Annotated in this window: 23 protein-coding genes and 3 pseudogenes; 11 read left to right on the top strand and 15 right to left on the bottom strand. The window is 61.5% G+C overall.

The genetic code is table 11. The features are described from left to right. Positions 1-45 precede the first annotated feature (45 nt). Positions 46-2,719 (top strand): annotated as a pseudogene (locus tag H2O14_RS29550) (ATP-dependent helicase). 57 nt (positions 2,720-2,776) lie between these two features. Next, entirely contained in the window at positions 2,777-3,646 is an 870-nt protein-coding gene (locus H2O14_RS20035; protein ID WP_182829037.1) for a hypothetical protein, read from the top strand. A gap of 56 nt (positions 3,647-3,702) precedes the next feature. On the opposite strand, the gene H2O14_RS20030 is transcribed toward H2O14_RS20035, so the two are convergent. Continuing rightward, positions 3,703-3,933, bottom strand: a complete 231-nt coding sequence (locus H2O14_RS20030; RefSeq protein WP_182829036.1) for a hypothetical protein — start codon at positions 3,931-3,933, stop codon at positions 3,703-3,705. 547 nt (positions 3,934-4,480) lie between these two features. Here H2O14_RS20030 and H2O14_RS20025 point away from each other — a divergent pair. Both H2O14_RS20025 and H2O14_RS20020 read left to right on the top strand, forming a co-directional pair. Further along, positions 4,481-4,774, top strand: coding sequence for an HdeA/HdeB family chaperone (locus H2O14_RS20025; RefSeq protein ID WP_182829035.1), 294 nt, complete (start codon positions 4,481-4,483; stop codon positions 4,772-4,774). A gap of 39 nt (positions 4,775-4,813) precedes the next feature. Then, on the top strand, positions 4,814-5,227 hold the full coding sequence (locus tag H2O14_RS20020; protein ID WP_182829034.1) for a hypothetical protein: 414 nt from the start codon (positions 4,814-4,816) through the stop codon (positions 5,225-5,227). 46 nt (positions 5,228-5,273) lie between these two features. Here the strand turns inward: H2O14_RS20020 and H2O14_RS20015 are convergent, their stop codons facing one another. Then, positions 5,274-6,083: a polysaccharide deacetylase family protein gene (locus tag H2O14_RS20015; RefSeq protein ID WP_246697461.1), complete on the bottom strand. Its 810-nt coding sequence runs from the start codon at positions 6,081-6,083 to the stop codon at positions 5,274-5,276. 122 nt (positions 6,084-6,205) lie between these two features. On the opposite strand from H2O14_RS20015, the gene H2O14_RS20010 reads away from it, so the two are divergent. Together H2O14_RS20010 and H2O14_RS20005 are read left to right on the top strand one after the other, a co-directional pair. Then, positions 6,206-8,302, top strand: coding sequence for a S9 family peptidase (locus H2O14_RS20010; protein WP_182829033.1), 2,097 nt, complete (start codon positions 6,206-6,208; stop codon positions 8,300-8,302). A 163-nt stretch (positions 8,303-8,465) separates the two neighbouring features. Next, the gene (locus tag H2O14_RS20005) at positions 8,466-9,587 is read left to right on the top strand and encodes a TadE/TadG family type IV pilus assembly protein (protein WP_182829032.1); all 1,122 of its coding nucleotides are present in this window, start codon (positions 8,466-8,468) and stop codon (positions 9,585-9,587) included. A gap of 9 nt (positions 9,588-9,596) precedes the next feature. Here H2O14_RS20005 and H2O14_RS20000 read toward each other — a convergent pair whose 3' ends face one another. From H2O14_RS20000 to H2O14_RS19990, 3 genes are all read right to left on the bottom strand, one after another. Further along, positions 9,597-10,508 carry a cytochrome c gene (locus tag H2O14_RS20000; protein WP_182829031.1) on the bottom strand — a complete coding sequence of 304 codons (912 nt, stop codon included), beginning with the start codon at positions 10,506-10,508 and terminating at the stop codon, positions 9,597-9,599. Between the two features lie 60 nt (positions 10,509-10,568). Beyond that, on the bottom strand, positions 10,569-11,006 hold the full coding sequence (locus H2O14_RS19995) for a c-type cytochrome (protein WP_182829030.1): 438 nt from the start codon (positions 11,004-11,006) through the stop codon (positions 10,569-10,571). Positions 11,007-11,265: 259 nt separating this feature from the next. Continuing rightward, positions 11,266-11,868: a superoxide dismutase gene (locus H2O14_RS19990; RefSeq protein WP_182829029.1), complete on the bottom strand. Its 603-nt coding sequence runs from the start codon at positions 11,866-11,868 to the stop codon at positions 11,266-11,268. Between the two features lie 235 nt (positions 11,869-12,103). Here H2O14_RS19990 and H2O14_RS19985 point away from each other — a divergent pair, with 235 nt between their 5' ends. Continuing rightward, positions 12,104-12,475, top strand: a complete 372-nt coding sequence (locus H2O14_RS19985; protein ID WP_182829028.1) for a hypothetical protein — start codon at positions 12,104-12,106, stop codon at positions 12,473-12,475. Positions 12,476-12,556: 81 nt separating this feature from the next. Here the strand turns inward: H2O14_RS19985 and H2O14_RS19980 are convergent, their stop codons facing one another. After that, positions 12,557-13,036 (bottom strand): MarR family winged helix-turn-helix transcriptional regulator, encoded by a 480-nt coding sequence (locus H2O14_RS19980; protein ID WP_210275482.1) that lies wholly within the window; start codon positions 13,034-13,036, stop codon positions 12,557-12,559. Between the two features lie 169 nt (positions 13,037-13,205). Further along, entirely contained in the window at positions 13,206-13,577 is a 372-nt protein-coding gene (locus H2O14_RS19975; RefSeq protein ID WP_182829027.1) for a hypothetical protein, read from the bottom strand. Between the two features lie 183 nt (positions 13,578-13,760). Here H2O14_RS19975 and H2O14_RS19970 point away from each other — a divergent pair. After that, positions 13,761-15,328: pseudogene (locus H2O14_RS19970) on the top strand (helicase HerA-like C-terminal domain-containing protein). Positions 15,329-15,385: 57 nt separating this feature from the next. Here the strand turns inward: H2O14_RS19970 and H2O14_RS19965 are convergent. From H2O14_RS19965 to H2O14_RS19955, 3 genes are all read right to left on the bottom strand, one after another. Beyond that, positions 15,386-16,183 carry a hypothetical protein gene (locus H2O14_RS19965; RefSeq protein WP_182829026.1) on the bottom strand — a complete coding sequence of 266 codons (798 nt, stop codon included), beginning with the start codon at positions 16,181-16,183 and terminating at the stop codon, positions 15,386-15,388. A 312-nt stretch (positions 16,184-16,495) separates the two neighbouring features. Further along, entirely contained in the window at positions 16,496-17,347 is an 852-nt protein-coding gene (locus H2O14_RS19960) for a hypothetical protein (RefSeq protein ID WP_182829025.1), read from the bottom strand. Next, positions 17,340-18,416, bottom strand: coding sequence for a toxic anion resistance protein (locus H2O14_RS19955; protein ID WP_182829024.1), 1,077 nt, complete (start codon positions 18,414-18,416; stop codon positions 17,340-17,342). Before H2O14_RS19955 ends, H2O14_RS19960 begins: the two co-directional genes overlap by 8 nt. Before the next feature lie 981 nt (positions 18,417-19,397). On the opposite strand from H2O14_RS19955, the gene H2O14_RS19950 reads away from it, so the two are divergent. Next, on the top strand, positions 19,398-19,583 hold the full coding sequence (locus tag H2O14_RS19950; RefSeq protein ID WP_182829023.1) for a hypothetical protein: 186 nt from the start codon (positions 19,398-19,400) through the stop codon (positions 19,581-19,583). An 18-nt stretch (positions 19,584-19,601) separates the two neighbouring features. Here H2O14_RS19950 and H2O14_RS19945 read toward each other — a convergent pair whose 3' ends face one another. Together H2O14_RS19945 and H2O14_RS19940 are read right to left on the bottom strand one after the other, a co-directional pair. Next, positions 19,602-20,222, bottom strand: coding sequence for an FMN-binding negative transcriptional regulator (locus tag H2O14_RS19945; RefSeq protein WP_182829022.1), 621 nt, complete (start codon positions 20,220-20,222; stop codon positions 19,602-19,604). 96 nt (positions 20,223-20,318) lie between these two features. Beyond that, positions 20,319-20,918: a TetR/AcrR family transcriptional regulator gene (locus tag H2O14_RS19940; RefSeq protein WP_409526931.1), complete on the bottom strand. Its 600-nt coding sequence runs from the start codon at positions 20,916-20,918 to the stop codon at positions 20,319-20,321. A gap of 175 nt (positions 20,919-21,093) precedes the next feature. Here H2O14_RS19940 and H2O14_RS19935 point away from each other — a divergent pair, with 175 nt between their 5' ends. Continuing rightward, positions 21,094-22,062, top strand: coding sequence for an alpha/beta hydrolase family protein (locus H2O14_RS19935; RefSeq protein WP_182829021.1), 969 nt, complete (start codon positions 21,094-21,096; stop codon positions 22,060-22,062). Between the two features lie 47 nt (positions 22,063-22,109). Here the strand turns inward: H2O14_RS19935 and H2O14_RS19930 are convergent. Together H2O14_RS19930 and H2O14_RS19925 are read right to left on the bottom strand one after the other, a co-directional pair. Further along, positions 22,110-22,888 (bottom strand): annotated as a pseudogene (locus tag H2O14_RS19930) (VOC family protein). Between the two features lie 45 nt (positions 22,889-22,933). Continuing rightward, positions 22,934-23,662 carry a thioredoxin family protein gene (locus H2O14_RS19925; protein WP_182829020.1) on the bottom strand — a complete coding sequence of 243 codons (729 nt, stop codon included), beginning with the start codon at positions 23,660-23,662 and terminating at the stop codon, positions 22,934-22,936. Positions 23,663-23,720: 58 nt separating this feature from the next. Between H2O14_RS19925 and H2O14_RS19920 the strand changes: the two genes are divergently transcribed. Beyond that, positions 23,721-24,167 carry a MarR family winged helix-turn-helix transcriptional regulator gene (locus H2O14_RS19920; RefSeq protein WP_182829019.1) on the top strand — a complete coding sequence of 149 codons (447 nt, stop codon included), beginning with the start codon at positions 23,721-23,723 and terminating at the stop codon, positions 24,165-24,167. A 6-nt stretch (positions 24,168-24,173) separates the two neighbouring features. Here the strand turns inward: H2O14_RS19920 and H2O14_RS19915 are convergent, their stop codons facing one another. Continuing rightward, positions 24,174-24,596, bottom strand: coding sequence for an organic hydroperoxide resistance protein (locus H2O14_RS19915; protein ID WP_137157952.1), 423 nt, complete (start codon positions 24,594-24,596; stop codon positions 24,174-24,176). Between the last annotated feature and the right edge of the window lie 70 nt (positions 24,597-24,666).

Here is a 24,666-nt window from a genome sequence, read left to right as displayed (position 1 = left end):
AAACTGCTTCTGGCCATCAGCAGCCGAATCACTACATTAGGCGGCATGACCAGTGGTTTCGACGACATTCCCTTCTTTGACGAGGAGCCGGACTCCCAGCCCGCGCGCCCTAGGACCAATCGCGAGCCCGCGCCGGAACGCGCCGGCGGCAGCGGCATCGCCGCCCGGGCGCTCGCCGCCCGCAATGGCGCGGTGGCGCGTCCGTCCTATCTCGAAGGGCTGAACCCCGAACAATTGCGCGCTGTGGAAACGCTGGACGGCCCGGTTCTGGTGCTGGCCGGCGCGGCACCGGCAAGACCCGGGTGCTCACCACCCGCATCGCCCATATCCTCGCCACCGGGCGGGCCTATCCCAGCCAGATCCTCGCGGTGACCTTCACCAACAAGGCGGCGCGGGAAATGCGCGAGCGCATCACCCATCTCGCCGGCGAGGTCGTCGAGGGCATGCCCTGGCTCGGCACCTTCCACTCGATCGGCGTGAAATTCCTGCGCCGCCACGCCGAACTCGTGTCGCTGCGCTCGGACTTCACCATTCTCGACCAGGACGACGTGCTTAGGCTGGTCAAGCAGCTGATCCAGGCCGAGGGTCTGGACGACAAGCGCTGGCCGGCGCGGCAATTCGCGCTGATGATCGACGGCTGGAAGAACAAGGGTCTCGACCCCAGCCAGATTCCCGAAGGGGATTCCCGCGCCTTCGCCAATGGCAAGGGCCGCGCGCTCTACACCGCCTATCAGAACCGGCTGATCAGCCTGAACGCCTGCGATTTCGGCGATCTGCTGATGCACCCGATCCGCATCCTGAAGACCAATCCCGACATTCTCGCCGATTACCAAAGCCGCTTCCGCTATATCCTCGTCGACGAATATCAGGACACCAATTCGGCGCAATATATGTGGCTGCGGCTGCTGGCGCAGCGGCCAGGGAGAAAGAGCCCCTCCCCAACCCCTCCCCACAAGGGGGCGGGGCTTGGAGCCCGTGGCGACCGTATCGGCGCAACCTCGGACACGGATTTCGTGGATGGCGACGATTTTCCCGGCGACGCGCCGCAGCCAGACTCCCTCCCCCTGTGGGGAGGGTTGGGGAGGGGTCTTCATCACACGCCTCGGTCAATATCTGCTGCGTCGGCGACGACGACCAGGCGATCTATGGCTGGCGCGGCGCCGATGTCGACAATATCCTGCGTTTCGAGAAGGATTTCCCGGGCGCAGCCGTCATCCGGCTCGAGCGCAACTATCGCTCCACCGCCCATATTCTCGGCGCGTCGGGCTTTCTGATCGCCCACAACGAAGGCCGGCTCGGCAAGACGCTGTTCACCGAACGCCACGATCCCGACGACGAGAAGGTGCAGGTCCACGCCGCCTGGGATTCGGAAGAAGAAGCCCGGCAGGTCGGCGAGGAGATCGAGCGCCTGCAGCGTGGCGACGGCGCCGACGGGACAAAGCATCTGCTCAACAACATGGCCATCCTCGTGCGCGCCTCCTTCCAGATGCGCGAATTCGAAGATCGTTTTGTGACATTGGGGTTGAACTACCGCGTCATCGGCGGCCCGCGCTTTTATGAGCGCCTCGAAATCCGCGACGCCATGGCCTATTTCAGGCTGGTCTGCCAACCCGCCGACGACCTCGCTTTCGAGCGTATCGTCAATACGCCGAAACGCGGCCTGGGTGACACCACCGTGCGCAATCTGCACGACTATGCCCGCGCCCGCAACATTCCCATGCTGGCCGCCGCCGCCGACATCGTCGAGACCGAGGAACTGAAGCCCAAGGCGCGCAAGGCGCTGTTCGATGTCGTGGCCAATTTCCAGCGCTGGCAGAAACTGCTCGAAACCATGCCGCACACCGAACTCGCCGAGCAGATCCTCGAAGAGAGCGGCTATACCGACATGTGGAAGAACGACAAGACGGCCGAAGCGCCGGGTCGTCTCGAAAACCTGAAGGAACTCATCCGCTCGATGGATTCCTTCGAGAGCATGCGCGGCTTCCTCGAACATGTGTCGCTGGTCATGGACGCCGAGCAGAACGAGGAGATGGACGCCGTCTCGATCATGACGCTGCATTCCGCCAAGGGACTGGAATTCGACACCGTTTTCCTGCCCGGCTGGGAGGAAGGCCTGTTTCCGCATCAGCGCGCGCTCGACGAAGGCGGCCGCAACGGCCTGGAGGAAGAGCGCCGGCTGGCTTATGTCGGCCTCACCCGCGCCAAGAAGCGGCTGCATATCTGGTTCGTCTCCAACCGCCGCATTCACGGCCTGTGGCAATCGACCATCCCCTCGCGCTTTCTGGATGAACTGCCGCCCGACCATGTCGAAGTGGCCGAAGCCGAGCAGAGCTATGGCGGCTATGGCCGGGGCAACCCTTACGGCCAGTCGCGCTTCGACAAGCAGGAGCCGTTCGCCTCGTCCTATTCCTCGCCCGGCTGGCAGCGCGCCCAGGCCAACAAGACCGAGGCGACCCGCAGCAATTGGGGCAACAGGTCAGGCGTGTCAGTAGAACGCGTCGGCTACGGCGAAGCCGGTCCCACCGGCCGCGTCATCCAGGGCGAGCTGATCGCCAAATCCAAGATCGACGAACCCTCGAAATTCTCGATCGGCGACCGCGTCTTCCACATCAAATTCGGCAACGGCAATGTCGCGGCGATCGAAGGCAACAAGCTGACCATCGATTTCGACCGGGCTGGGCAGAAGCGGGTGCTGGACGGGTTTGTGGAGAGGGCGTGAGATCTTGTTATAGCGAATTGATTCCAGTACAGATTGCAACTCCATGGAGTATTGGCAATGGCACTGGAATTTACACTTTCATTCGAAGGCTCATCTGCAGACAATCATTTACTTGATTTTTATGATGCCGCTGCTGCATTTTCCGCTTTTCAGCGTACGTTAGCGCTTACTGCTCACCTAGTGATTAATGGTGAGATTATTACACAAGCTCCCGCGCTAAAAGGAGCAAAAATTCTTTGCTATCCGCCAGAACAGGGAAGCTGGAAAACAGTTGCGGTAGTTACAGGCTCACTTTTACTGAGCGGCGGGGTAGCTTCTCGCGACTCTGTGTTAGGACATATTTTTACATCGACATATGACTACATACTACACAGAACCCTAGGGTTTCACGTAGACTTTGATAAAACATTAGGAGAGCAACTAGAGGAAGCGCGCCGCATCAGTGACGCAGTTCCCAAAGAATTTGATGAAGGCAAAATTGAATCTCTGATTGAGAAGACAGAAAACTCGATAAAGGAGCTTCATCGGCCGATTAGCCAGTCGCATTCAGCTGAAACTGCTGAGATCGGACAAAGCAGTGAGTCGCTTATAAAGATTAAAACAGGGCCCACACTCACACTGGAAACATTTGAGTATGTAAATGTAACACGTTTGTCAGACATCGCCATTGTTCTTGTCGGAAAGGTCTCAAGTTACAACTCAAACACGTATAACGGTCGCATATATATCGAAGAAGAAGGAAGGCCTATACCGTTCAAACTCGCAGAAAACGCTAAAACACCGAAAAATATTTCCAAAATCGTGCGAAGCTTGTCCTCAAATGCAGTAGACAGGTTTGACGTAAGTGCCGAAATAACATTTTCCGCACTTACGTTTGAAAGCAAAAACGGCAGATTGAAAAGCTATCTTATAACAGATGTTTTCTAACGAGATCGACATGCGCACGCAATGTTTACAACCACGCTGGTTTCCACATTATATTGTCACGCCGAAAACTTCACCGTCACGCCGCGCTGGCGGAAATAGGCCTGCATCAGCTTGCGGCCGGAGCGATTGTTCTGCACGAGCTTGGACGGATCGAAGACGGCTTCCTTGAGGCCGGCCTCCGTGAGCGCAGTCTTCAGCGCGGCGATGCGCAGGTCGAGATCTTCGTTGTCGGCGCGCAGCGAGTCGTAGATGCTGTCGATGGCGGCTTCGACGGTCTGGTTGCTCATGGGTGGTCTCCTGTTCCGGGTGGCGCGCACGGCGCGCTCGATCGAGGTGACCCTATCGTTGTGAAATCGCTTGGCGTCAAGTGCAGGCGCCGCCGGCGCTCGACGAGTTCCAGAGCGGCCGCACATGACCTTCCGTCGATTTCAGATTTTATTTCGATCGACCAAACCTGTGCACACTCTCCTCCCCAGGACGTCGATGAGGTCCGCCATGCATTACGCCGCCACGCATGCTGAGAATGCCCCGGAAACCGGGCGAGGCTCCAAGGACATAACCGCCGCTCCGAAGTCACCCGACCAAGTATGCGCATGAAATATCGTCAATTCCAATCGCGCGACAATAATGGGCCTTTAGACATTATCCACACATCGCGAAACTCCGAAAAAAGCCGCGACGGATAATTTATAATAAAATAAATATTTGAATTGAAGTATTTCCGGCGCAGTGAAGACGACGGCCGATTTCGATTTTATGTTTCATCGCCGTATAAGATGTTGACGAAAATTGAAAAACAAATCTATCGTCTCACGCCAATAGAGGGGATATACGATGAGAAAAGCAATCGCCACGCTCGGTTTCGGCATCTTGATGGCTGTTTCCACCCAGTCGCATGCCGAAGTGCTGGACATGTCGACCCTGAAATGCTCCGACACCGCCAACTGGTCGGAAGACGAGGCAGGCTTGGTCATGTTCTGGATGCACGGCTATTACGGCGGCAAAGCCGAGGACACACGTGTCGACTTCGACGCGATTACGGCGGTCGCAGGCAAGCTCTCGGAGGCTTGCGCCGCAAACCCCGAAGTCGGATTGATGACCGCGCTGAAAAGTGTTGTCGGCGAATAATTCAACAAATCTCGGCGTCGACCGCACGACAGGTGAAGCATGAGCGCTTTTTCAAAAGCGATGTCCATCGCATGGATGACGGCTGCAAGTCTTTCCAGCATTGCGCCGTTGGCAGCAACCGCGGCGCGGGCTGCGGCCTGCGAGGAGGCCCACGACCCGTCGCCCGCCTCCGAACAGGCGACAGGGATCAACTTTCACAACGAGACCCCTTATGCCTTCAGGGTCTTCTGGATTGATTTCGATGGTTTCCTGAAAGAGTACGGTCTCGTCCAGCCCGGGGAAACGGCCAGCTACAATACCTATATCGGACATAAGTGGATGGTGGAGCTCTACGCGTCGGAAGAACGCACGGAGTGCTTCGGACCGATTGTTCCGCGAGACAGCGAGAGCTGCCAGGCGCGCATTCTCTGGGACGACGGGGTCGGCATCGACGCGGGATTCTGCGATTTCTGATCGCCGCACGCTCGGGTGTGAATAGGTCCCGTGCCGCGCCCCGGGATCAAAACCCCTTGGCGGTCAGCGTCTCCTGCCTGTCGCGCAGCAGCAGAAAACGGTAGCCTTTGGCCTTCAGCGCCAGCACACCCTTGACCACGCCCTCGCCCGCCGCATGGCTCGGCTGGTTGATATGGGCGATGATCACGTCGCCGTCGCGGGCCGAGGCGAAATGCTTGGCGGTGACGGAGGCGCCGAGCAGCGAGCCGCCGTCGCCATTGATGGAATAACCGGCGATCTCGAAACCCATGGTCTGGATCTGCTGGATGGATGTCTTGGTGTATTTGGCGGTCGCGCCGCGAAACCAGGTCGGGCGCTTCCCGGTCGCGAGCGTGATCGCGTCTGCCCCTACCTCGACCTCGCGCGCCACGGCTTCGGGCGAGCCGGCGGCGGCGATGCCATAGATGCTGACGGGCCGGTCGACCGCCGGCACATGGTTTTCGCCATGGTTTTCGATTTCGAACAGATCGGGATGGGCCAGCATCCGCGCAAGCGGCTCCGGATTGCGCTTCAGCCAACGGGCGGTCACGAAGATCGTGGCGGGGATCTGGTTGTCGATCAGCATGTCGAGGATGCGCGCGTCGGTCTGGCCCATGCAGGCGTCGAAAGTCAGCGCCACCGCCGGCCCCTCGCCGGGGATCTTCGACATCACCAGTTTCGGCTCGAGAAGACGCGGGCCGTGAATGTTCGCGGGCTTGGCGGCGATGGCGGAAAGCGGCTTGACCGGCGGCGTCGCGTCCTCCGGCGTTCCGGCCAGAGCGGGCTGGGCTGCCAGGAGCGCCAGCGCCAGGAAAGCCCGCGCCATCGAAGTCGACATATCCATCATTCCTCTTCGCCTCTGGTCGCGTCGGCAGCCTCGCGCTTGAAGTCGGGAGCGCGCGGCTTTATCTCTGACCCGAACGATTCAAACAATCGGTTAATTCAAAAAGAGAGTGTGCCTTGCCCGCCTTCAAAAATCTGCCGGAACCGCCCAGAGCCGCGAAGAAGCCCGTGACCGACACCAGGCACGGCGTCACGCGGACGGATGACTATGCCTGGCTGAGGGCGGACAATTGGCAGTCGATGTTCAAGGACACCTCGATCCTCGATCCGGAGATCCGCGCCTATCTCGAAGCCGAAAACGCCTATCAGGACGCGGCCATGGCCGACACGGCGGATCTGCGCAAGAAGCTGTTCGACGAAATGAAGGCGCGCATCAAGGAAGACGATTCATCGGTGCCGATGAAGGACGGCCCCTTCGCCTATGGCACGCTCTATGTGAAGGGCGGCGAGCACGCCCATTACTTCCGCACCAAGCGCGACAAGGACGGGCTGAAGGAAATCCTGCTTAACGGCGACCGCGAAGCCGAGGGCAAGGCCTATTGCCGCTTTTCCGGCCTCGACCACGCCCCCGGCCACGACAAGGGCATCTGGGGTTTCGACGACAAGGGCTCGGAATATTTCACCCTGAAGATCCGCGATTTCAAGACCGGCAAGGATCTCGCCGATCTCCTGGAGAACACCGGCGGCGGCGGCGTCTGGGCGCCGGACGGCAAGAGCTTCTTCTATACGCGGCTCGACGAAAACCACCGTCCGTCCAAGGTCTTCCACCACATTCTCGGCCAGCCGCAGTCGTCGGACCGTCTCGTCTACGAGGAAAGCGATCCCGGCTTCTTCATGGGCGTCGGCGGCTCCATGCTCGAGGATTTCATCTTCATCGATATCCACGATCACGAGACCTCTGAATATCGCCTTCTGTCGACGAAGAACCTCACCGCCGAGCCCATGCTGGTGGCCGAGCGCGTGGAAGGCATCGAATATTCGATGAGCGAAGGCGGCGACGTCTTCTATATCCTCACCAATGACGGCGACGCCAAGGATTTCAAGATCATGCAGGCGCCAGTGAACGCGCCCGGCAAGGAGAACTGGACGGAAGTCGTAGCCCATCGCCCCGGCACGCTGATCCTGTCCGTCGAGGCCTACAAGGGCCATCTCGTCTGGATGGAGCGGCATGAGGGCCTGCCGCGCATCATGATCCGCGACCGCGTCACCGGCGAGGATCACTCGATCGCCTTCGCCGAGGAAGCCTATTCGCTCGGCCTGATCGGCGCGATGGAATACGACACGGACTGGATCCGCTTCTCCTATTCCTCGATGACCACGCCGTCGCAGCTGTTCGACTATAATCTCAAGACCCGCGAACGGGTGCTGCTCAAGACCCAGGAAGTGCCCTCGGGCCACAAGATCGACGATTACGTCACCCGCCGGGTTTTTGCGCCCACCGCGGACGGCGAGAAGGTGCCGGTGACGCTTCTCTACCGCAAGAACACCAAGCTCGACGGCGGCGCGCCCTGCCTGCTCTACGGCTATGGCGCCTATGGCATTTCCATCCCCGCCTCGTTCAACACCAACTGCCTGTCGCTGGTCAATCGCGGCTTCGTCTACGCCATCGCCCATGTGCGCGGCGGCAAGGACAAGGGCTTCGCCTGGTATGAAAACGGCAAGATGGAGAACAAGAGGAACACCTTCTCCGATTTCATCGCCGCCGCCGATTACCTGGTGCGCCAGCAATATACGTCCTTCGACCGCATCGTCGCCGAAGGCGGCTCCGCCGGCGGCATGCTGATGGGCGCGATCGCCAATATGGCGCCGGAAATGTTTGCGGGCGTCATCGCCGCCGTGCCCTTCGTCGATGTGCTCAACACCATGCTCGACGACACGCTGCCGCTCACGCCGCCGGAATGGCCGGAATGGGGCAACCCGATCGACAGCAGGGAGGAATATGACTACATCGCCTCCTATTCGCCCTATGACAATGTCGGCGCAAAAGCCTATCCGCCGATCCTGGCGCTGTCGGGCCTGACAGACCCGCGCGTCACCTATTGGGAGCCGACCAAGTGGGTGGCCAAGCTGCGCGAGCACACGACATCCAACAATCCGGTGCTGCTGAAGACCAATATGGGCGCGGGCCATGGCGGCGCGTCGGGCCGTTTCCAGCGGCTGGAGGAAGTCGCCTATGAATACGCCTTCGCGCTGAAAGTCATTGGCAAGGCCTGATCGGGGCCCGAGCAAGCGACAGACGAACGGGCCGGCGACGGCCCGTTTTGCATTTCGAAAAGCCCGATCGGGCACAGATATTTATAGATTTATAATTTTAAGTCTTTATTATAGAATCAGGTTGTATAATAATTCAGTAGCAATTTATAATTTAGAGATATTCATGCGGATAGACAGTCTTCACCGCATCCACGCCCGGCTGGCGCGGCTTCTTGCGAACAAGAGCGGCAACATCGCGCTGGCTTTCGCGCTCATCCTGACGCCATTGCTGGTCGCAGTCGGCTGCAGCCTCGATTACGTGCGCGCCCTCAACGTCAAGACGAAGCTCCAAAACGATCTCGACGCGGCCTTGATCGCCGCGGTGAAAGACATCGACACGAAGAACGAGGCCCAATTGAAGGCGTCGGTGATCAACTGGATGACGGTGCTGCAGGGCAGCGCCTCCGCCTACAGCCTGTCGGTGGGCGACATCAATCTCGACATGTCGTCGTCGACGATCAAAGCCACCGTGCGCGGCGGCGTGCCCACGAGTTTCCTCAAGATCGCCAGCATCGACAGGGTGAATGTCGCCGCCGTCAGCGCGGTGCTCGGCGGAACCGCAGTGACGACAAAGAGCCCACTGTCGCTCTATCTCGTCCTCGACAAGTCCGGATCGATGAGAGAGGACACGGATTCGACCTACACCACGACCTGCTATCTGGGCTGGTGGTCTTACCAATGCACATTGACCTACTCGAAGATCGCCGCGCTGAAGCTCGCGGTCGCCAGCTTGACCACACAGCTCGACACGGTGGACCCCGAGAATAAATATGTCCGCATCGGCGCCGCTTCCTATGACTCGCAGCTGCGCGGCTATTCCAACCTCGCATGGGGAACGGCCGCCACGCTGAGCTTCGTCAACGCGCTGGAGGCGGACGGCAACACATCCTCCACGGATGCTTTCGCCAAAGCCTATTCGAGCGTCACAGCCACGACGGAAGCAACCATCCACAAGCAGAAGAACGGCGGCAATCCCTCGCGCTATATCGTCTTCATGACCGACGGCGACAACAACAACGGCTCCGACGACACCGCCACCAAACAATATTGCGACAAAGCCAAAGCGGAGGGCGTGGTGATCTATACGATCGCGCTGATGGCGCCGCCGAAAGGTCAGTCGCTGCTCAGAAAATGCGCAACGAGCACCGACACCTATTTCACCGCCGACACCGCAGGCGCGCTGGTCGCCGCATTCCAGTCGATCGGTGAAAGTTCATCCAAGACCATGCTGCGGCTGACGCAGTAGAGAGGACCATCAGCGGGCGGGAACAGCTTTCAGATAGGCCGCGATCGCCTCAACATCCGCCTGCGGCAGCTTCGCCATGTTCTGCTGCACCTCGACCATGCTGCCGCCGACCGAATCATATTCAGGCGTAAAGCCAGTCTGCAGATAGGTCACGATATCGGCTTCGGACCATTGGCCGATGTCGCCGCCGGGCGTGATGTTGGGAATACGCCCCTCGCCTTCGGGATTGGGGGCCCCGGCCAGCCACTGCCCCGACGTGAATCCGCCCAGCGCATCGCGCGGCGTATGGCATTCGCCGCAATGGCCGGGGCCTTCGACGATATACTGGCCGCGTTTGACCTTGTCGTCGGCGCCTGCGAGTTCAACCCGCGGCGCGTCGTCGAGATAGAGAAACTTCCAGCCGCCCAAAGCCAGCCGGATATTGAAGGGAAAGCCGAGTTCATGCGGCGGCGCGACATGGTCGCTCTTCGGCAGCGTCTTCAGATACGCGAAGAGATCCGCGACGTCCTGAACGCTCATGCGGCTATAGGAGCCGTAAGGGAAAGAGGGGTAAAGATGCTCTCCGCCCGGCCCCACCCCGCGCGTCATGGCGTCGCCGAATTGAGCCAGCGTCCAGTCGCCGATGCCGGCCTTCTCGTCCGGTGAGATATTGGGAACATGGAAGGTTCCGAACGGGCTCTTGAGCGCCAATCCGCCCGCGAGCGTCAGCTTGGCCTCGCCTTGGGAACCCGGCGCCGCGTGGCAGCTCACGCAGCCGCCCATGGAAAAGACGATCGCGCCGCGTGCGGGGTCGCCCGCGCCGGCCTGGGCCCAATGCTCCGCCGGCCACGGCTGCGGCCGCGTGATGAACAGGAATGCGCCCGCGCCGATCGCGCCGAGCCCGATCAAGCCCGCCAGAATCTTGACTGCGCGCTTCGCCATATGTCGTCTCCATGGGAAAGCCGCCGGCGCTTCGGCCGGCGGCGACGGCCCGGTCGGGCCTTACTTTTTCAGGCGATAGGACTGATGGCAGGCGCCGCAATCCTTGCCGAGCATTCCCATGGCCGCGCCGACGCCAGCTTGGTCGGCCGGAAGCTGCGCCAGGAGCGTCGCGCTGTCGGCGGCGAGCTTGTCGGCATGCGCGTCGAAATCGGCCTTGTTGGTCCAGATCGCCGGGCTGGCTTCCTTGGAATCGTTTTCCGATCCCGCCGGGAACAGCGTCTTGAAATGGGTGATCGAGGTGTTGATGGTGGTCAGCGCGCCCTTCACCGCTTCGGCGTCATAAGCGCTCTCGCCCTTGGCGACCTTGCCGAGCGTCGCCATCGCGCCGCCGATCTTTTCCATCGTATGTTCGCGTTCTTCGCCGAAACCGGCGGCCGAAACGGCCGTGGCGGCGGAGATGAGACAGAGCGCCGAAACGGCGACGAATTTCCTGAGCATGCGTCTTCTCCTGGAGTGTGATCTCAACCCGATCGCGCCGGCGCGCGAGCGGCGCCGACGAAAAAGCAGTCGGATGGATTGGTCGTGAAACAAAATGATTTTTTTGTGAAGTCGCCGGAGGTAAGCGCCCATTGACAGGGCGATTCCCGCGAGGCGGCGCGCGCAACGTATATTGTCTTCGGCTTGTAAACACTTTGTTCACAAATACAAAAATCCCCGCTGGCGGCGCCGGCGGGGATTTTCTTAAAAACGTCTCGCCTTACTTGGCGGCGGCTTCGTACATTTCCAGCACGTAATCCCAGTTGATCAGGCTGTCGACGAAGGCTTCGAGATATTTCGGACGGGCGTTGCGGTAGTCGATATAGTAGGAGTGCTCCCAGACGTCGACGCCGAGGATCGGCTTGGCGCCATGCACGAGCGGGTTCTCGCCGTTCGGGGTCTTGGAGATTTCCAGCTTGCCGTCCTTGACCGAGAGCCAGGCCCAGCCGGAGCCGAACTGCGTGGTGCCGGCGGCGATGAAATCGGAGCGGAACTTGTCGTAGCCGCCGAGGTCGGAATTGATCGCGGCTTCGAGAGCGCCCGGCAGGCTCTTGCCGCCGCCGTCCTTCTTCATCCACTTCCAGAAGTGGATGTGGTTGTAATGCTGGCCGGCATTGTTGAACAGGCCGGCATTCTTGCCGTAGGACTGCACGACGATCTCTTCGAGCGAGAGACCGGCCATGCCGGCTTCTTCGGCGAGCTTGTTGCCGTTGGTCACGTAAGCCATGTGATGCTTGTCGTGATGATATTCCAGCGTTTCCTTCGACATGAAGGGCGCGAGAGCTTCGTAATCATAGGGAAGCGGCGGCAATTCGAACGCCATGGCGGTCTCTCCTGTTATTCCTTGTGGAAGGTTGAAAACCCGTTGGGAACATAGGTTTGAGCACGGCTGATGGCAACCGCTCGCCCAGAATAATTTCCCGCCCACGAAACCGCCTCAATACGAAAGCATTGTCGCTTCGGGCGGTGTGTCACCGTCAGAAAATCAACTGGAGACATCTCGATGCCATCCCGTAACATCCTCGTCCTGGCCGCGGCCGCCATGCTGGCGGCGCCCCTTGACGGCCTCCGCCTCCTCGCCGGACGCCTGGGCGAAATTCAACGAAGACGTGAAGACGAAATGCGCCGAGGCCGCCAAGGCCGAATTCCGCCGCGTCGAAGTGGTGGTCGATCCTACCGGCAGCGAAACCTATGGTCTGGCGCTCGTGCATGGACGGCTGAAAGCGGAAAAGGCCCGCGGCGCGGCTCTCTGCGTCGTCGACAAGAAGACCGGCAAAGCCGAAATCGGCACGGTGCTCAGCAAGGACGTCGTTCGCGTCATGCGGCCGAAACCGGCCAAGGCGGATGCGGCCCAGTCCGACGCAATGAAAAAGGCGCCGGCGTCGACCGCCGACGATAGCGACGCCGACATGGACAGCGACGCCGAATAAGCCGCATCTATGAGAAAGGCCGGTCCAAGCCGGCCTTTCGACATTCGAGATGAACCCTGCCGCGCAGAGAGGGGCGATCGCTCAGGCGATCTCCACCTCGGTTTCGGCGCATTCACGCGCCAGCATTTCCGGACAGCCCGAGAAATTGCGCCCGCAGCGCTCTTCCCATTCCTGAGGCGGCTTGCCGTTTTCGGCCCGCAATTTGTAGATGACCTTCTGCATCAGCAGAATGAAGCTGTCACGCTCCTCCCGCGTCAGCGCCGAAAGGGCCAATTCGTTGAGCTCGGTCGCCTTTTCCAGCGCTTCCGACCAGATCTCCTTGGCACGAGGAGTGAGCGAGACTTTCTGGACCCGGGCGTCCTTTTCATAGGGGCTTCGCACCACCAGGCCGTCACGCTCCATGCGCGCCAGCGTGTTGGCCACCGTCGCTTGTTCCTGATCGAGCGCTTCGACAATATCCTTCTGGAGCGGAGATCCGGTTTGATCGATCGCGAGCATGACCGCAAATTGCGCCGGAGCAATGCCGAGAGTTTTGAGCCGGTCTTGCAGAAGAGACGCCATCAGACGAGACATCGTTTTGCAAAGATAGCCGGCATGCTCCTCCAAACGCATTTCATCCAGTTGCATCTAACCTAATCTCCACTTCCGCAAGGCTGCCTTGCTTCTAGCACATATCTCGCCCAGCAAAAGGGGCAAGGCGAGAAATCCTGTCGCGCAGGCTCGCCGAGGATCAGACGAACTGCGAAAGACCGGGAACCGAGGCGATTACGGCGTCGACGGTCTCGTCTCCTGCGTATTGACGCGCAACCGCCATGGTTTGTTTCGCCAGCGCGGTAATTTCACCCATGCCGAGGCCGAGGCTCATCAGCTTCTGACCCAGCCCCATGATGCCGCCGCCGAGCATGGCGCCGAATATTCCGCCGCCGCCCGCGCTTGCGCCATCGGCGAGCTCAGCCGCGCCGGGAATGGCGGCGATCATTTTTTCCACCGCAGCGTCATCGCCTTCCTTGCGCAGGAACGCCAACATATAGCCGATCGCCTGGGAAGCCACATCCGCTTCAATTCCCACCGCATCCGCGACCTCGGTCACCAAATCCGCCATTTTATCCTCCTGAGTTGACGTTTACGTCAATGTAATAACTGTTGCGCCCGAGGGCAAGGCGGCGGCGCCGTCTCTTCCCCATCGCGTGAGGCGTCCGCAACGTTCGCCGCCTCTCTTCCCTCTATAGCAAATCCCTCATGTTTCAATTATGTACAGGGCATCTGACACTATCCGGAGGACGATATGCTGGTCGATGGCAAGATTTATCTGGGAACGAGCCGCAAGCCCGACGATTCTGTCAACAAGCCGGAATATCTCGATCTGAAATTCGCCAACCGCCATGGACTGATCACCGGCGCCACCGGCACCGGCAAGACGGTCACCTTGCAGGTGCTGGCCGAAGGCTTTTCCAATGCCGGCGTGCCGGTTTTCTGCGCCGACATCAAGGGCGACCTCTCGGGCGTCGCCGCCATGGGCGAGTTCAAGGATTTCCTCGACAAGCGCGCCAAGGACATCGGCTTCATCGACTATGATTTCCAGCAGTTTCCGGCAATCTTCTGGGATCTCTACGGCGAAAAGGGCCACCGCGTCCGCACCACGCTGACCGAAATGGGCCCGCTGCTGCTGTCGCGGCTCATCAACGCCTCGGATGCGCAGGAAGGCGTGCTCAACATCGCCTTCAAGATCGCCGACGAGGGCGGTCTGCCCCTGCTCGACCTCAAGGATCTCCAGGCGATGCTCAATTATATGGGCGAGAACGCGCAGGACATCTCGACCAAATTCGGCTTCATCTCCAAGGCCTCGGTCGGTTCGATCCAGCGCGAATTGCTGATCCTCGAACAGCAGGGCGCGACCAAGCTGTTTTCCGAACCGGCGCTGAAGATCACCGACATCATGCGCACCACCAATGACGGCCGTGGCGCGATCTCAGTGCTCGCCGCCGACCGGCTGATGATGAATCCGCGCCTCTACGCCACTTTCCTGCTCTGGCTGCTGTCGGAACTCTTCGAACAGCTGCCCGAGGTCGGCGATCCCGACAAGCCCAAGCTGGTCTTCTTCTTCGACGAGGCGCATCTCCTGTTCAAGGATTCGCCGAAGGTTCTGATCGAGCGCGTCGAGCAGGTCGTGCGCCTGATCCGCTCCAAGGGCGTCGGCGTCTATTTCGTCACGCAGAACCCGATGGACGTGCCGCAGACGGTGCTCGCCCAGCTCGGCAACCGCATTCAGCATGCGCTGCGCGCCTATACGCCCAATGAACAGAAGGCGGTGAAGACCGCCGCCGACACGTTCCGCCCCAATCCCGATTTCAGCTGCGCCGACGTGATCACCACGCTCGGCACCGGCGAGGCGCTGATCTCCACGCTCGAAGGCAAGGGCGCGCCCTCCATCGTCGAGCGCACCTTGATCCGGCCGCCATCGGGGCGAATCGGGCCGATCAACGAGGACGAACGCCGCCAGGTGCTGTCGGTCAGCCCGGTGCGCGACATGTATGACGAGGATTTCGACCGCGAAAGCGCCTTCGAGATGCTCACGAAGAAGGCCGAAGCCGCAGCGCAGGCGCAGGCCCCGACCCAACAGCCGGACCCCGCCCAGCCCCAGGCGCCGGCGGACCAGACCGGCTCGATCACCATCGGCGGCTGGACCCTGCCCGGCTTCGGGACCGACGCAAAGCCCGAAGCGCAGCAGCAGAAAAAACCGGCTACCAGCGCGAAACCATCATGGAAGCCGCCATGAAATCCGCCGCTCGCTCGGTCGCCACCGCGGTGGGCGCGGCTATCGTGCGGGGGATCCTGGGGAGCTTGCGGCGGTAAGTGCGCAGGGGCCGCGCACCCAGCGCGACGCGGCTTTCTCAGCGAAGAACAAAAGCCCTACCTGCCGGCCTGCGAGGCGAGCCTGCCACGCAGGTTCAGGGCGATATGATCCTCGATCAGACGTTTCACCCGCATCCGCCGCCAAAGGTGCATGCCGAGCAATATCAGCGCCGGACCTGACGGAAGCGCCAATATGGCGGCGACTTGCCAGATGAGACTGGCAAAACGGCGGGCGTCCTCGAGCCGCGTCGTGATCACGCGTTCGCCGGGCGCCGCGTCTGGTCCGCCTTGCGCCTCCACCCATTCCTGCATGATCGCCATCCGCCATTGCACCGATGGATAGTTCCAAGCGCCCAATGGCCACACAAGCGCGATCTGCCGCGCGGTTTCGACGACACTCCCATCCATATAAGCGATTTGCGCCAACGCATAATGATAGGCTTCCGCAGCGCCGTCATCGCCCTCGCCATTTGCAGGAGACGGTCCGGGATCGGATAGATAGGCTTGAAGCGACTGGGCTCTGATATCCTGGATCGGGATCTCGACGGCGCCGCTGCGCGGGAACATATAAACGACCAGAAACCCGCAGAAGCCGACCGCAAGCAGCGCGAGACGAAGCAGACGGACCCGGCGGAGCGCGGCCAAAACAAGGAGCAGCGGCGGCGCGAGATAGAGCAGCCACTGCTCCCATGGCAAGCGCGGCGACATATGCTGCGCCGCCTTTGAACCGCCCAGATCTGAAAACCCGGCCATGACCGGTTGCAGGATATGGACCGTGTCGAAACCATGATTGGAGCTCGCCGACGGCGGCGAAACCATATAGGCGAAACCGCTCGCCAAGCTGGCGGAGATCAACAGCAGCGCCGTCGTCGCTGCCGCCCAGCGGATTCGGCGCGTCAGGGATCGCAGGCTTTCCGTCGCCAGCCAATCCGCCGGCTGCCTCGTGGCTAGGCCGCCGCATGTCAGGCGTGCCCGAAGGCTCCAGCGACCGAGCCAATCGGTCGATCCGCGTAAGCCGCTTCTTGATGAGCGCGGCGATCCATTCGAGCGACAATCCTCCGACAATCGCTATCACGCCGAAGCCGAGCAGAAAAGACGAGAGGATCGACAACGCCATGCGCCGGAACTGGTAGGCGGCGATCCGGTCTGGAGCGCCGATCCCCTCGTTCAGCAGATAGTTTTCGAGGCCATCCATTCTGATCCCGGCATAGGCGTCGCCGATAAGCGTCTTGCGCGCGACCGGCAAAAATCGCGCGATCTGTTGCGGTTCACCGCGAAAAAGGCGTCCTGAGCCTGGAGATAGGCCTTGTAGCCGGACATAGCCCCTTGCCAGTCGAGCTCCGCCATCGACTGCAACCTATTGGGACCGTCCGGCTTCGGCGCGGGCATCGTCTTCATTGCTCCGGGCGTGCTCGTGACGACAAAACGAACAGCCGCTCTCTCCTCGTGCCTGACGGGCTGCATCACGTCGAGGGAAAAATAGCTCCAGGTCGCGACGCAGGCGATCGCATGGATCACCAGGCGGCTCCGGTCTCCTGCGCGCAGGGCGGACACGAGACCAGCAATGAGGATCAGGCCCGCTGCAAACCCCACGCCCCTGACCCTCAGGCCGAAAGCCGCCCAGGGAATGAGGCAAAAGGCCAGGATGGCGTAGGCCAAAACACGCCGCCCGCGCGAGAGCGCGCTCGCCGCCAGGAAGCCGAGAACCACCGCGAAAACCACGCCCCCATGCGGCTCGAACCTGTACTCGCTGGGAACGACATGGGAGATCAGCGGCTTGGCGTATGTCCATGCAGCTTCCGCCCGTGGCGGCAGATCGATCCAGCCATTCTGGATGAAACCAAAGCCGCTGATCAGCCGCCAGGAAAAGAACGACGCCAGAACCAGCAGCAGACCGCCAAACGCCGTGAGCTCTCCGACGACCCGAACTGCGCCTTCCCGTTCGACGAGGTCGGGCGCGCCAGCGTCGGCGACGGGGGCCGCTGCGATCGTTCCGAAACCCTTGGCCGCCTTAGCCATCGATTACGACTGTCTGCGACGACAGAGACCGAACGGTGGCGGACATTTCCGACCGAAGCCGGCCGAGTTCGGAGAGGGCCTTGCTGCGCGACGCTTTTCCATCCAGATGGATGGCCCGCACTTCGTCCAGGGTCTGGATGACGTTGTCATGAACCGATTTCAGCGTTTCCACATCGATCACCAGGCGCTGATTGGCTTTTGCGACCGCGACCGAATTCTGCTTCAGCAGTTCGGCGTTGCGCTTCATCATCACATTGGTGGCTTCGTCGATCGCAGTGGCGAGGCCCGCCGCCTGCTTCTGCTCGTCCAGTGACAATGCCAGCAGGAACGTCCGTTTCCAGGCAGGTAGCGTCAGCGTGCGGATCGTCGTGAATTTGTCGATCAGCGCGAGATTGTTGCTTTGAAGGATGCGCACCATCGGCAGGCTCTGCATTGCCGCGTGCTGCAACACCAGAAGGTCGTCCTTCCGCTTTGCAAGGAACTGACACGCGGCCTCCAGCACCGCCGCCTGTTCGATATCCGCCATGTCATTGGAGGTTTTCAGATTGTCGCGCCCGCGCTCCACCTCGATCAGGCGATGGTCGATGGCCTGGACATGCAGGCCTAGTTGCGCATGCTCCTCACGAATGCCCTTGTAGATGGCGGAATAGTCGCGGTCCTGCCTTTCCATACGGGCGGCGGTCGCATCCACCGACGCCACGAGCTTGTCGATCTGCGTTTTGACGCTGTCGAAACGGGCGACGGCGCGCTCTTTGCCCCGCGACAGGAATTTGAGCGCCCCGCCGATCAGCGGCAGCCGCCCCATCGGATTGTCCAGCGAGGACATGTCGAAATCCTGCGCCGTCATCACGATGTCGGTCAGCGTCTTGCCGGTCTCATCGAGATCGGAGGCGCGCGCCTTCGACAGAATGTCGTCCGTGTAACGGCTGGTCGCCTCGGCGACGGCGGAGCCGAATTCGAGAATGGAGCGCGGGGAATAGACATCGATAGACGCAGCGAGCGTATCGACCACATCTCTGTCGGAGACGAGGTCGGCGGAATCCTGAACGCTGGCATGGGCAATGGTCATATCCGAAGTTCTCCAGTGAAGTATTCCGCGAGAGCGGCGTGGCACAATAGAAAGTCCTGCACCTGATCGTCCTGCAGCCGAATGCGCGCCTGAGCATGCAGAATGGCGAACAGATGTTGACGCCAGAGGGGACCACCACGGTGGCGATGTCCGTGTAGCGATCGAGAAGCGCCGTCAGCCCGGTGATGGCGATGTGGAATTGAGCGAGAGCCAGATCATTGGCGGCATGGATCGCCATAAGATTGGCGAGCCGTCGCTCGAAACGATCGCGAAGACCTGGATCGCTCCCGCCATCAGCGGCGAGCATGTTTTGGCCGAATGTGATCGCTGTTGCGATGTCAGGCTGACGCCGCAAGATCTCGGCGCTCTCTCCGTCCATGGCGGCGAGGAGCGCTCTCTCTCGCCGCGAGGCTTGTTCCAGCGCCTCCAGCGCCGCCTCCACTTGCTTGGCGGCCAGCTCGAACCTCAGCCGCGCCTCGATGTCGGCGCCAGTCAGGCGAGCGAGCCAGCCTTGCTGGGCGATCAGCTTTTCGACATCCAAACGGTTGATCGTCGACAGCGCCTGCCGGATCGCGCGCCGCATCTCGACCGCGCGTTCGGGGCTGAGCAGCGTGTCGTCGATGACGGACGATTGGGAGACGTTTTCCAGCATCGCCAGCGCGTCGACATCCAGGCCCCTGCCCGGGCCCGCGAAACCTTCAGCTGTCTTGATCGAGATCGACGATGCTTCAGACGCCACAACCATTCCTCATGATGATTTCACGCAGAAATGGCACGGAAGTATTAACACCGCGCGAGGATGTATGGTTTATGGGATGTTCACCACCATTGTTCGCCGTTGCACGCATCTGATCGATATCCTGAAAGCCTTTACGCGGCCCGACGATAGACAACACGCGTCTCGTAATGATGCGGTCAGGGAACCTTCCCGATCCGCGCCTCGTTCCTGCGACGCAACACTTGTTCCGCAAGGAGGACGACATGGGAATCGAACAGGCGCCGACGCCGCAGGGCAAGCAGTCATCCAGGGATTTGCATGAGGCCGCCGCCGGCGAGGAGCGCAAGGTCGAGGCCGAGAAGGGTTCGGATCTGAAGAAGGGAGCCGATCGCGTCGAGGAGAGGTCCCGCAGCAGCGACGGCAAAGGGCCCGGCGAAAAGCAGCAGTGACGGAGGCGCGGCCCGCTTCTATTTGATCATCGCTCCTACCAGGCGGTCCATCGCCTCGTCACTGGCGCTCAGGCCCTGCCGGACGCCGTCCCGATCCGCCTCGCTGCGGTTCTGGCTCATCTTGCGCTTGCCTTCCAATCTCTCGATCGGCATCCGCAGGCCGACAATGCCGCGAAGCTGGCCGGCGATGTAGGTTTCGGGCGCATCGGACACAGCCCAGGGCTCGGCTCTGTCTTTCTCGCGCCGGCGCGTGAGCCGTGTGACGACGTCGAGAAGGCGCTCGGCGTCGTCGAAGAACTCCACCGGCCCCGAGGCCTGCACGCTCTCGTAATTCCAAGTCGGCACGACTTTGCCGTGCTCGGCCTTGGACGCATACCAGGACGGCGTCACATAGGCGTCGGCGCCCATGAAGATCGCCAGCCCCGGCCCGATGGTCGGGGTCTTCCATTGCGGGTTGGGCCGCGCGAGATGAGCGTAGCGCACGCCGTCGTCCCCTTCATCCTCGTCCAGAAACATCGGCAGCGATGTCGCCATCGGGCCCTCGGCGGTGGCGGTGACGAAATTGGCCAGGCGGCAGGACGCCATCATCCGCCGTATCTCGGCCGGATCGTCGACGACAAAGGCGGGCGGCGTGTACATCGAAAACCTATACGAACTCAGGGAAGCTAGTCCGCGTCATCATGAATGATTTGGCGCGAACGGCAAGGTGCGACGACGCTCGATCTGAGACGAGCCTCAGGCGCGCCGCCCTGCGCCGAAACGCAGCCCGTCGATCAACAAATCCACCATGCGGCCCGCATGCGCCGCGCCATCCTCGCCAGTAGCTGTCGAGAGATTGCCGACGGCCCGAAGAAGATCATAGGGCGCGATATCGGCGCGGATCTCGCCAGCTTCTGCGGCCGCCGTGAGAAGAGCAGTCAGCACCGGCTCGAATTTGGCGCGAAAGTAATCCGGCAGGGCTCCATAGGCGGGATCGCCCGAATGCAGCGCCGCCGCCAATCCACGCTTGGCGGCGATGAAGCCGGTATAGCGCTTGAGCCAGAGCGCCAACGCCTCGCCCGGCTTGTGCAGCGCGGCGAATGTCGGGCCTTCTGCGGCGCAAGCGTCGACCTCGCGGCGAAACACCGCGGCGACGAGATCCGAGCGTTGCGGAAACCGTCGATAAAGCGTCCCGACCCCCACGCCTGCCTGGGCCGCGATCTCGCGCACCGGCGCATCGACACCGGAAATCGCAAAGACCTGTTTGGCCGCATCGAGGATGGCGTCTTCGTTTCGGCGGGCGTCGGCGCGCACGCCGCGCCGCGCCGCAGCCCCGTTGTCGTCCGGCTCCATCATCAGGACCTCCCTCATCGCAGCGAAAAGCAATCACCGCCTCTTGAAAAGCGGAGCAACGTTCCGTATATCAGGTTCATATGCGGAACGATGATCCATTTATAATGGAGCCTTGTTCCGCTTACATTGTCTCTAGCGGTTCGCGCCGCCTTCCGCTACCTCTTGAAGGATCATTCCCGTGAACAAACTCATCTCGCTCGCCCGCGCGCTTCCCGCATCCGAGGCCCGAACGACCATCTCTATCAGCCCCCTCGTCCTGGCGGCGCCGGACCGCGGCGCGCCGCTCGAAGTGCGCATCACCGCGCCGATGACCGGCGACGGCTTGCCGATCATCCTGCTGTCGCATGGTCATGGCCCTTCCCTCTACATTCCGTCCAAGGACGGCTATGCGCCGCTCGCCCATTTCTACGCCGAACGGGGTTTCGTTGTGATCCAGCCGACGCATGGCAACTCGAAGGTGGCGGGCCTCGGTCCCGATGCGCCGGGCGCGCCGTTTTTCTGGCGGTCGCGGGTCGAGGATTTCAAACTCATCCTGGACCAACTCGATGAGATCGAAGCCATGGCGCCGGCGCTTGCCGGCAGATTGGACCGCGACAGGATCGCCGCTGTCGGCCACTCCCTCGGCGGCCAGACCGTGGGGCTGATGCTCGGCGCACGCCTCACCGATACGGCGGACGACCGGGCGATCAATGTGGAGATGATGGAGCCGCGCGTGAAAGCGGGCGTGCTGCTGGCGGCCCCGGGCAATGGCGGCGATAGTCTGAGCGAGCACGCCAGAACTCATTACACCAGTCTGAACCCGGATTACTCGACATTGACGACGAAAACGCTGGTGGTGGTCGGCGACGCCGACGACAGCCCGCACCTCACCCATCGCGGCCCGTCCTGGCACGCCGACGCCTTTCACCATGCGCCGGGCGCGGAGGCAATGTTGACTCTCCACGGCGGCAAGCATGGATTGGGCGGCATCGCCGGCTACGACGCCAAGGAGACCGACGACGAAGATCCGGATCGCCTGGCGGCGACCCAGCGGCTGACCTGGGCTTATCTGCGTTCCGCCCTTTATGACGGCGACCGGTCCTGGGACGAAGCCCGCACCGCTTTAGCGTCGAGCGCGGCGGCGCTTGGGCAGGTCACCCTGAAGTAAATGACGGGATGAAGGGGCGTCGCGCGCGTCGACGCCCCTCTCTTCTCTCACTCGCTCTGCGACATCAGCGAAAAGGCCGCGCCCTGCGGATCGAGCGCCGCGCAGATCCAGCTGCCGCCCGGCACCTGATGCGGCTCCATCAGCACCTGTCCGCCATTTTCCGCCACTTTGGCCGCGCCGGCGCGGATGGAGGGGACGGCGATGTAGAAGCTCCAGCAGGACACCGGCATCTCCGGCCGCTTGTTCATCATGCCGCCGATGGCGCGTCCATCCTGGGCGAAGGTCTGGTAGACGCCGTAGTCCGGCCCCATATCCACCGCCATGTCCTTTCGCCAGCCGAAGTGGCGGGCGTAGAACTCGAAGGCGGAGGCTGCGTCCTTGGTATGCAGTTCGTTCCAGCCGAAGGAGCCGGGGAGCCGGGCGCCGGCCCTTCCGGCATCGGCTCATCCGGCGTGTCGGGCGCAAACAGGCAGATGACCGCGCCCTGCGGATCTGCCACCACCGCGAAGCGGCCGATGCCGGGAATGTCCTCCGGCTCGCGGTGAATCGCGCCGCCCTCGGCTTTGAACGTTTCCGCCATGGCGTCGACGTCGTCGGCATGGATATAGCCGGTCCAATTGGACGGCACGCCGCGCGCTTTCACATCCTCGGTCAGCGGCATGACGCCGGCTGCTCCCATGGGAACGCCGGGCGGCCCGACGAGCTTGTAATCCATGCCCGGCATGCCGGCGTCACGCCCCTCCCAGCCGACCACATCGCCATAGAATTTGACGGCGGCGTCGGTGTCCGTGGTCATCAATTCGTACCAGATGAATTGTCCTTGCATCGTTTTCTCCCTCGGGTCTCGCCCGGCTCAAAATGTCGTTTGGCTTTATGAATGGCAGCAGCCTGCCTTCGGCGCGTCCTCATACTCGTCATTGCGCCGGATGAAGCTCAGCGTCGATGTCTCGTTCCGGCCGAGCGGCGCATGATCGAGGAACATCATCGTTCCCAGCGTCTCCTCCCCGCCACGGGCGTATTGCGAATAGGTGTGATAGATGGCCCCATCCGCGTCCTTGTAAAAGCTCGACAGGCCCGGCAGTTCGTCATGCGCCTTCTCGGACGGGATCGTCGTGAAATTATAGTCGACCTCCCCCGCCGCCAGTTGCTCGGGCGTGAAGGAAACGTGGAAATCATAGTTGAAATCGCTGCCGAACGAGGACACCCAGGGGAATTTCCAGCCCATCCGCTTTTTGTAGGCGAGAAGCTTCGGCAGCGGCGCGCGCGACACGGTCACGAGGCTGACATCGTGATGATTGAGATGCACGAGCGCGCCGTCCATATGGTCCGCTCCGAAGGAACAGCCGGGGCATCCCGCCTCCCAGTCCGGCCCGAACATGAAATGGATGATGATTAGCTGGCTGCGTCCGGCGAAGAGATCGGCAAGGCGCGCCGGCCCAGTCTCCGTCTCGAAGACATAGTCCTTGTCGATTTTCACCCAGGGCAGCGCCAGCCTGTCCTTGTTGACGGCGTCGCGCTGCCGGGTCAGCGCCTTCTCTTTCACCAACAGCGCCTTGCGCGCCTCCAGCCACTGTTCACGCGATACGACTTCATGCTCCATCAGGCTTCCTCCTCGCCGTTGGACTTGACATTTACGTTGATATCAACATATATAGGCCATGTCAATTCAACGCGCCGTCCCCTTTCAAACCACGCTGTTCGTCAAGGATCACTGCATCTGCCTGCATGCCCAGCGCGCCGCCCGCGCGCTGGCCCGCCGCTTCGACAAGGCGCTGAAACCGTTCGGCCTCACCAATGGTCAATTTTCTCTGCTGATGTCGCTCAACCGGCCCGAGCCGCCGCCTTTGTCAGCGGTGGCCGACCTTCTCGCCATGGACCGCACCACGCTGACGGCGGCGCTGAAGCCCCTGGAACGCGACGGCCTCCTGAAAGTTATTCCGAGCGAGAAGGATCGCCGCGCCCGGCTGCTGTTGCTGACGGAGGCCGGCCTCGATGTCCTCGCCCGCGCCTTGCCCGTGTGGAAATCCGAACACGAGGCGCTGGATACAGAAATGCCGCAGGGCGACATGGATCGCCTGCGGCAGGATTTGCGTCGGATCGGTTGATCCGGATCAGGCGAGCGTGACCTGAACTTCGGTCGAAGTGCGCATCGCATGGCTGTAGGGGCAGACGATATGGGCTTTGGCGACCAGATCTTCCGCAACCGCGCGATCGACATCCGGAACATCGACCGACAGCGACACTTCGATGCCGAAGCCGGTGCCGTCTTCGCGCGGGCCGATGCCGACCGTGGCGGTGACATGGGTTTCGGGCGAGAGCTTCACCTTGGCCTGGCCGGCGACATATTTCAGCGCGCCGAGGAAGCAGGCGGAATAGCCGGCTGCGAACAGCTGCTCCGGATTGGTGCCGGGCGCGCCGTCGCCGCCGAGTTCCTTCGGCGAGGTCAGGTTGACGGAGAGGTTGCCGTCATCCGTCTTGGAGGAACCGACGCGGCCGCCGGTGGAGGTTGCGCGGGTGGTGTAGAGAATGGGCATTTCTGTCTCCCTGTTTGGATTTGACATAAGCTATATAGTGCACAATTATGTTGTGCGCAATATAATTTTA

The sequence above is a fragment of the Rhizobium sp. G21 genome, from assembly GCF_014158035.1.
Lineage (GTDB): Bacteria > Pseudomonadota > Alphaproteobacteria > Rhizobiales > Rhizobiaceae > Rhizobium_E.
Note: the sequence above shows the minus strand (reverse complement) of the source record. Positions and strands in the feature narration are given on the sequence as shown.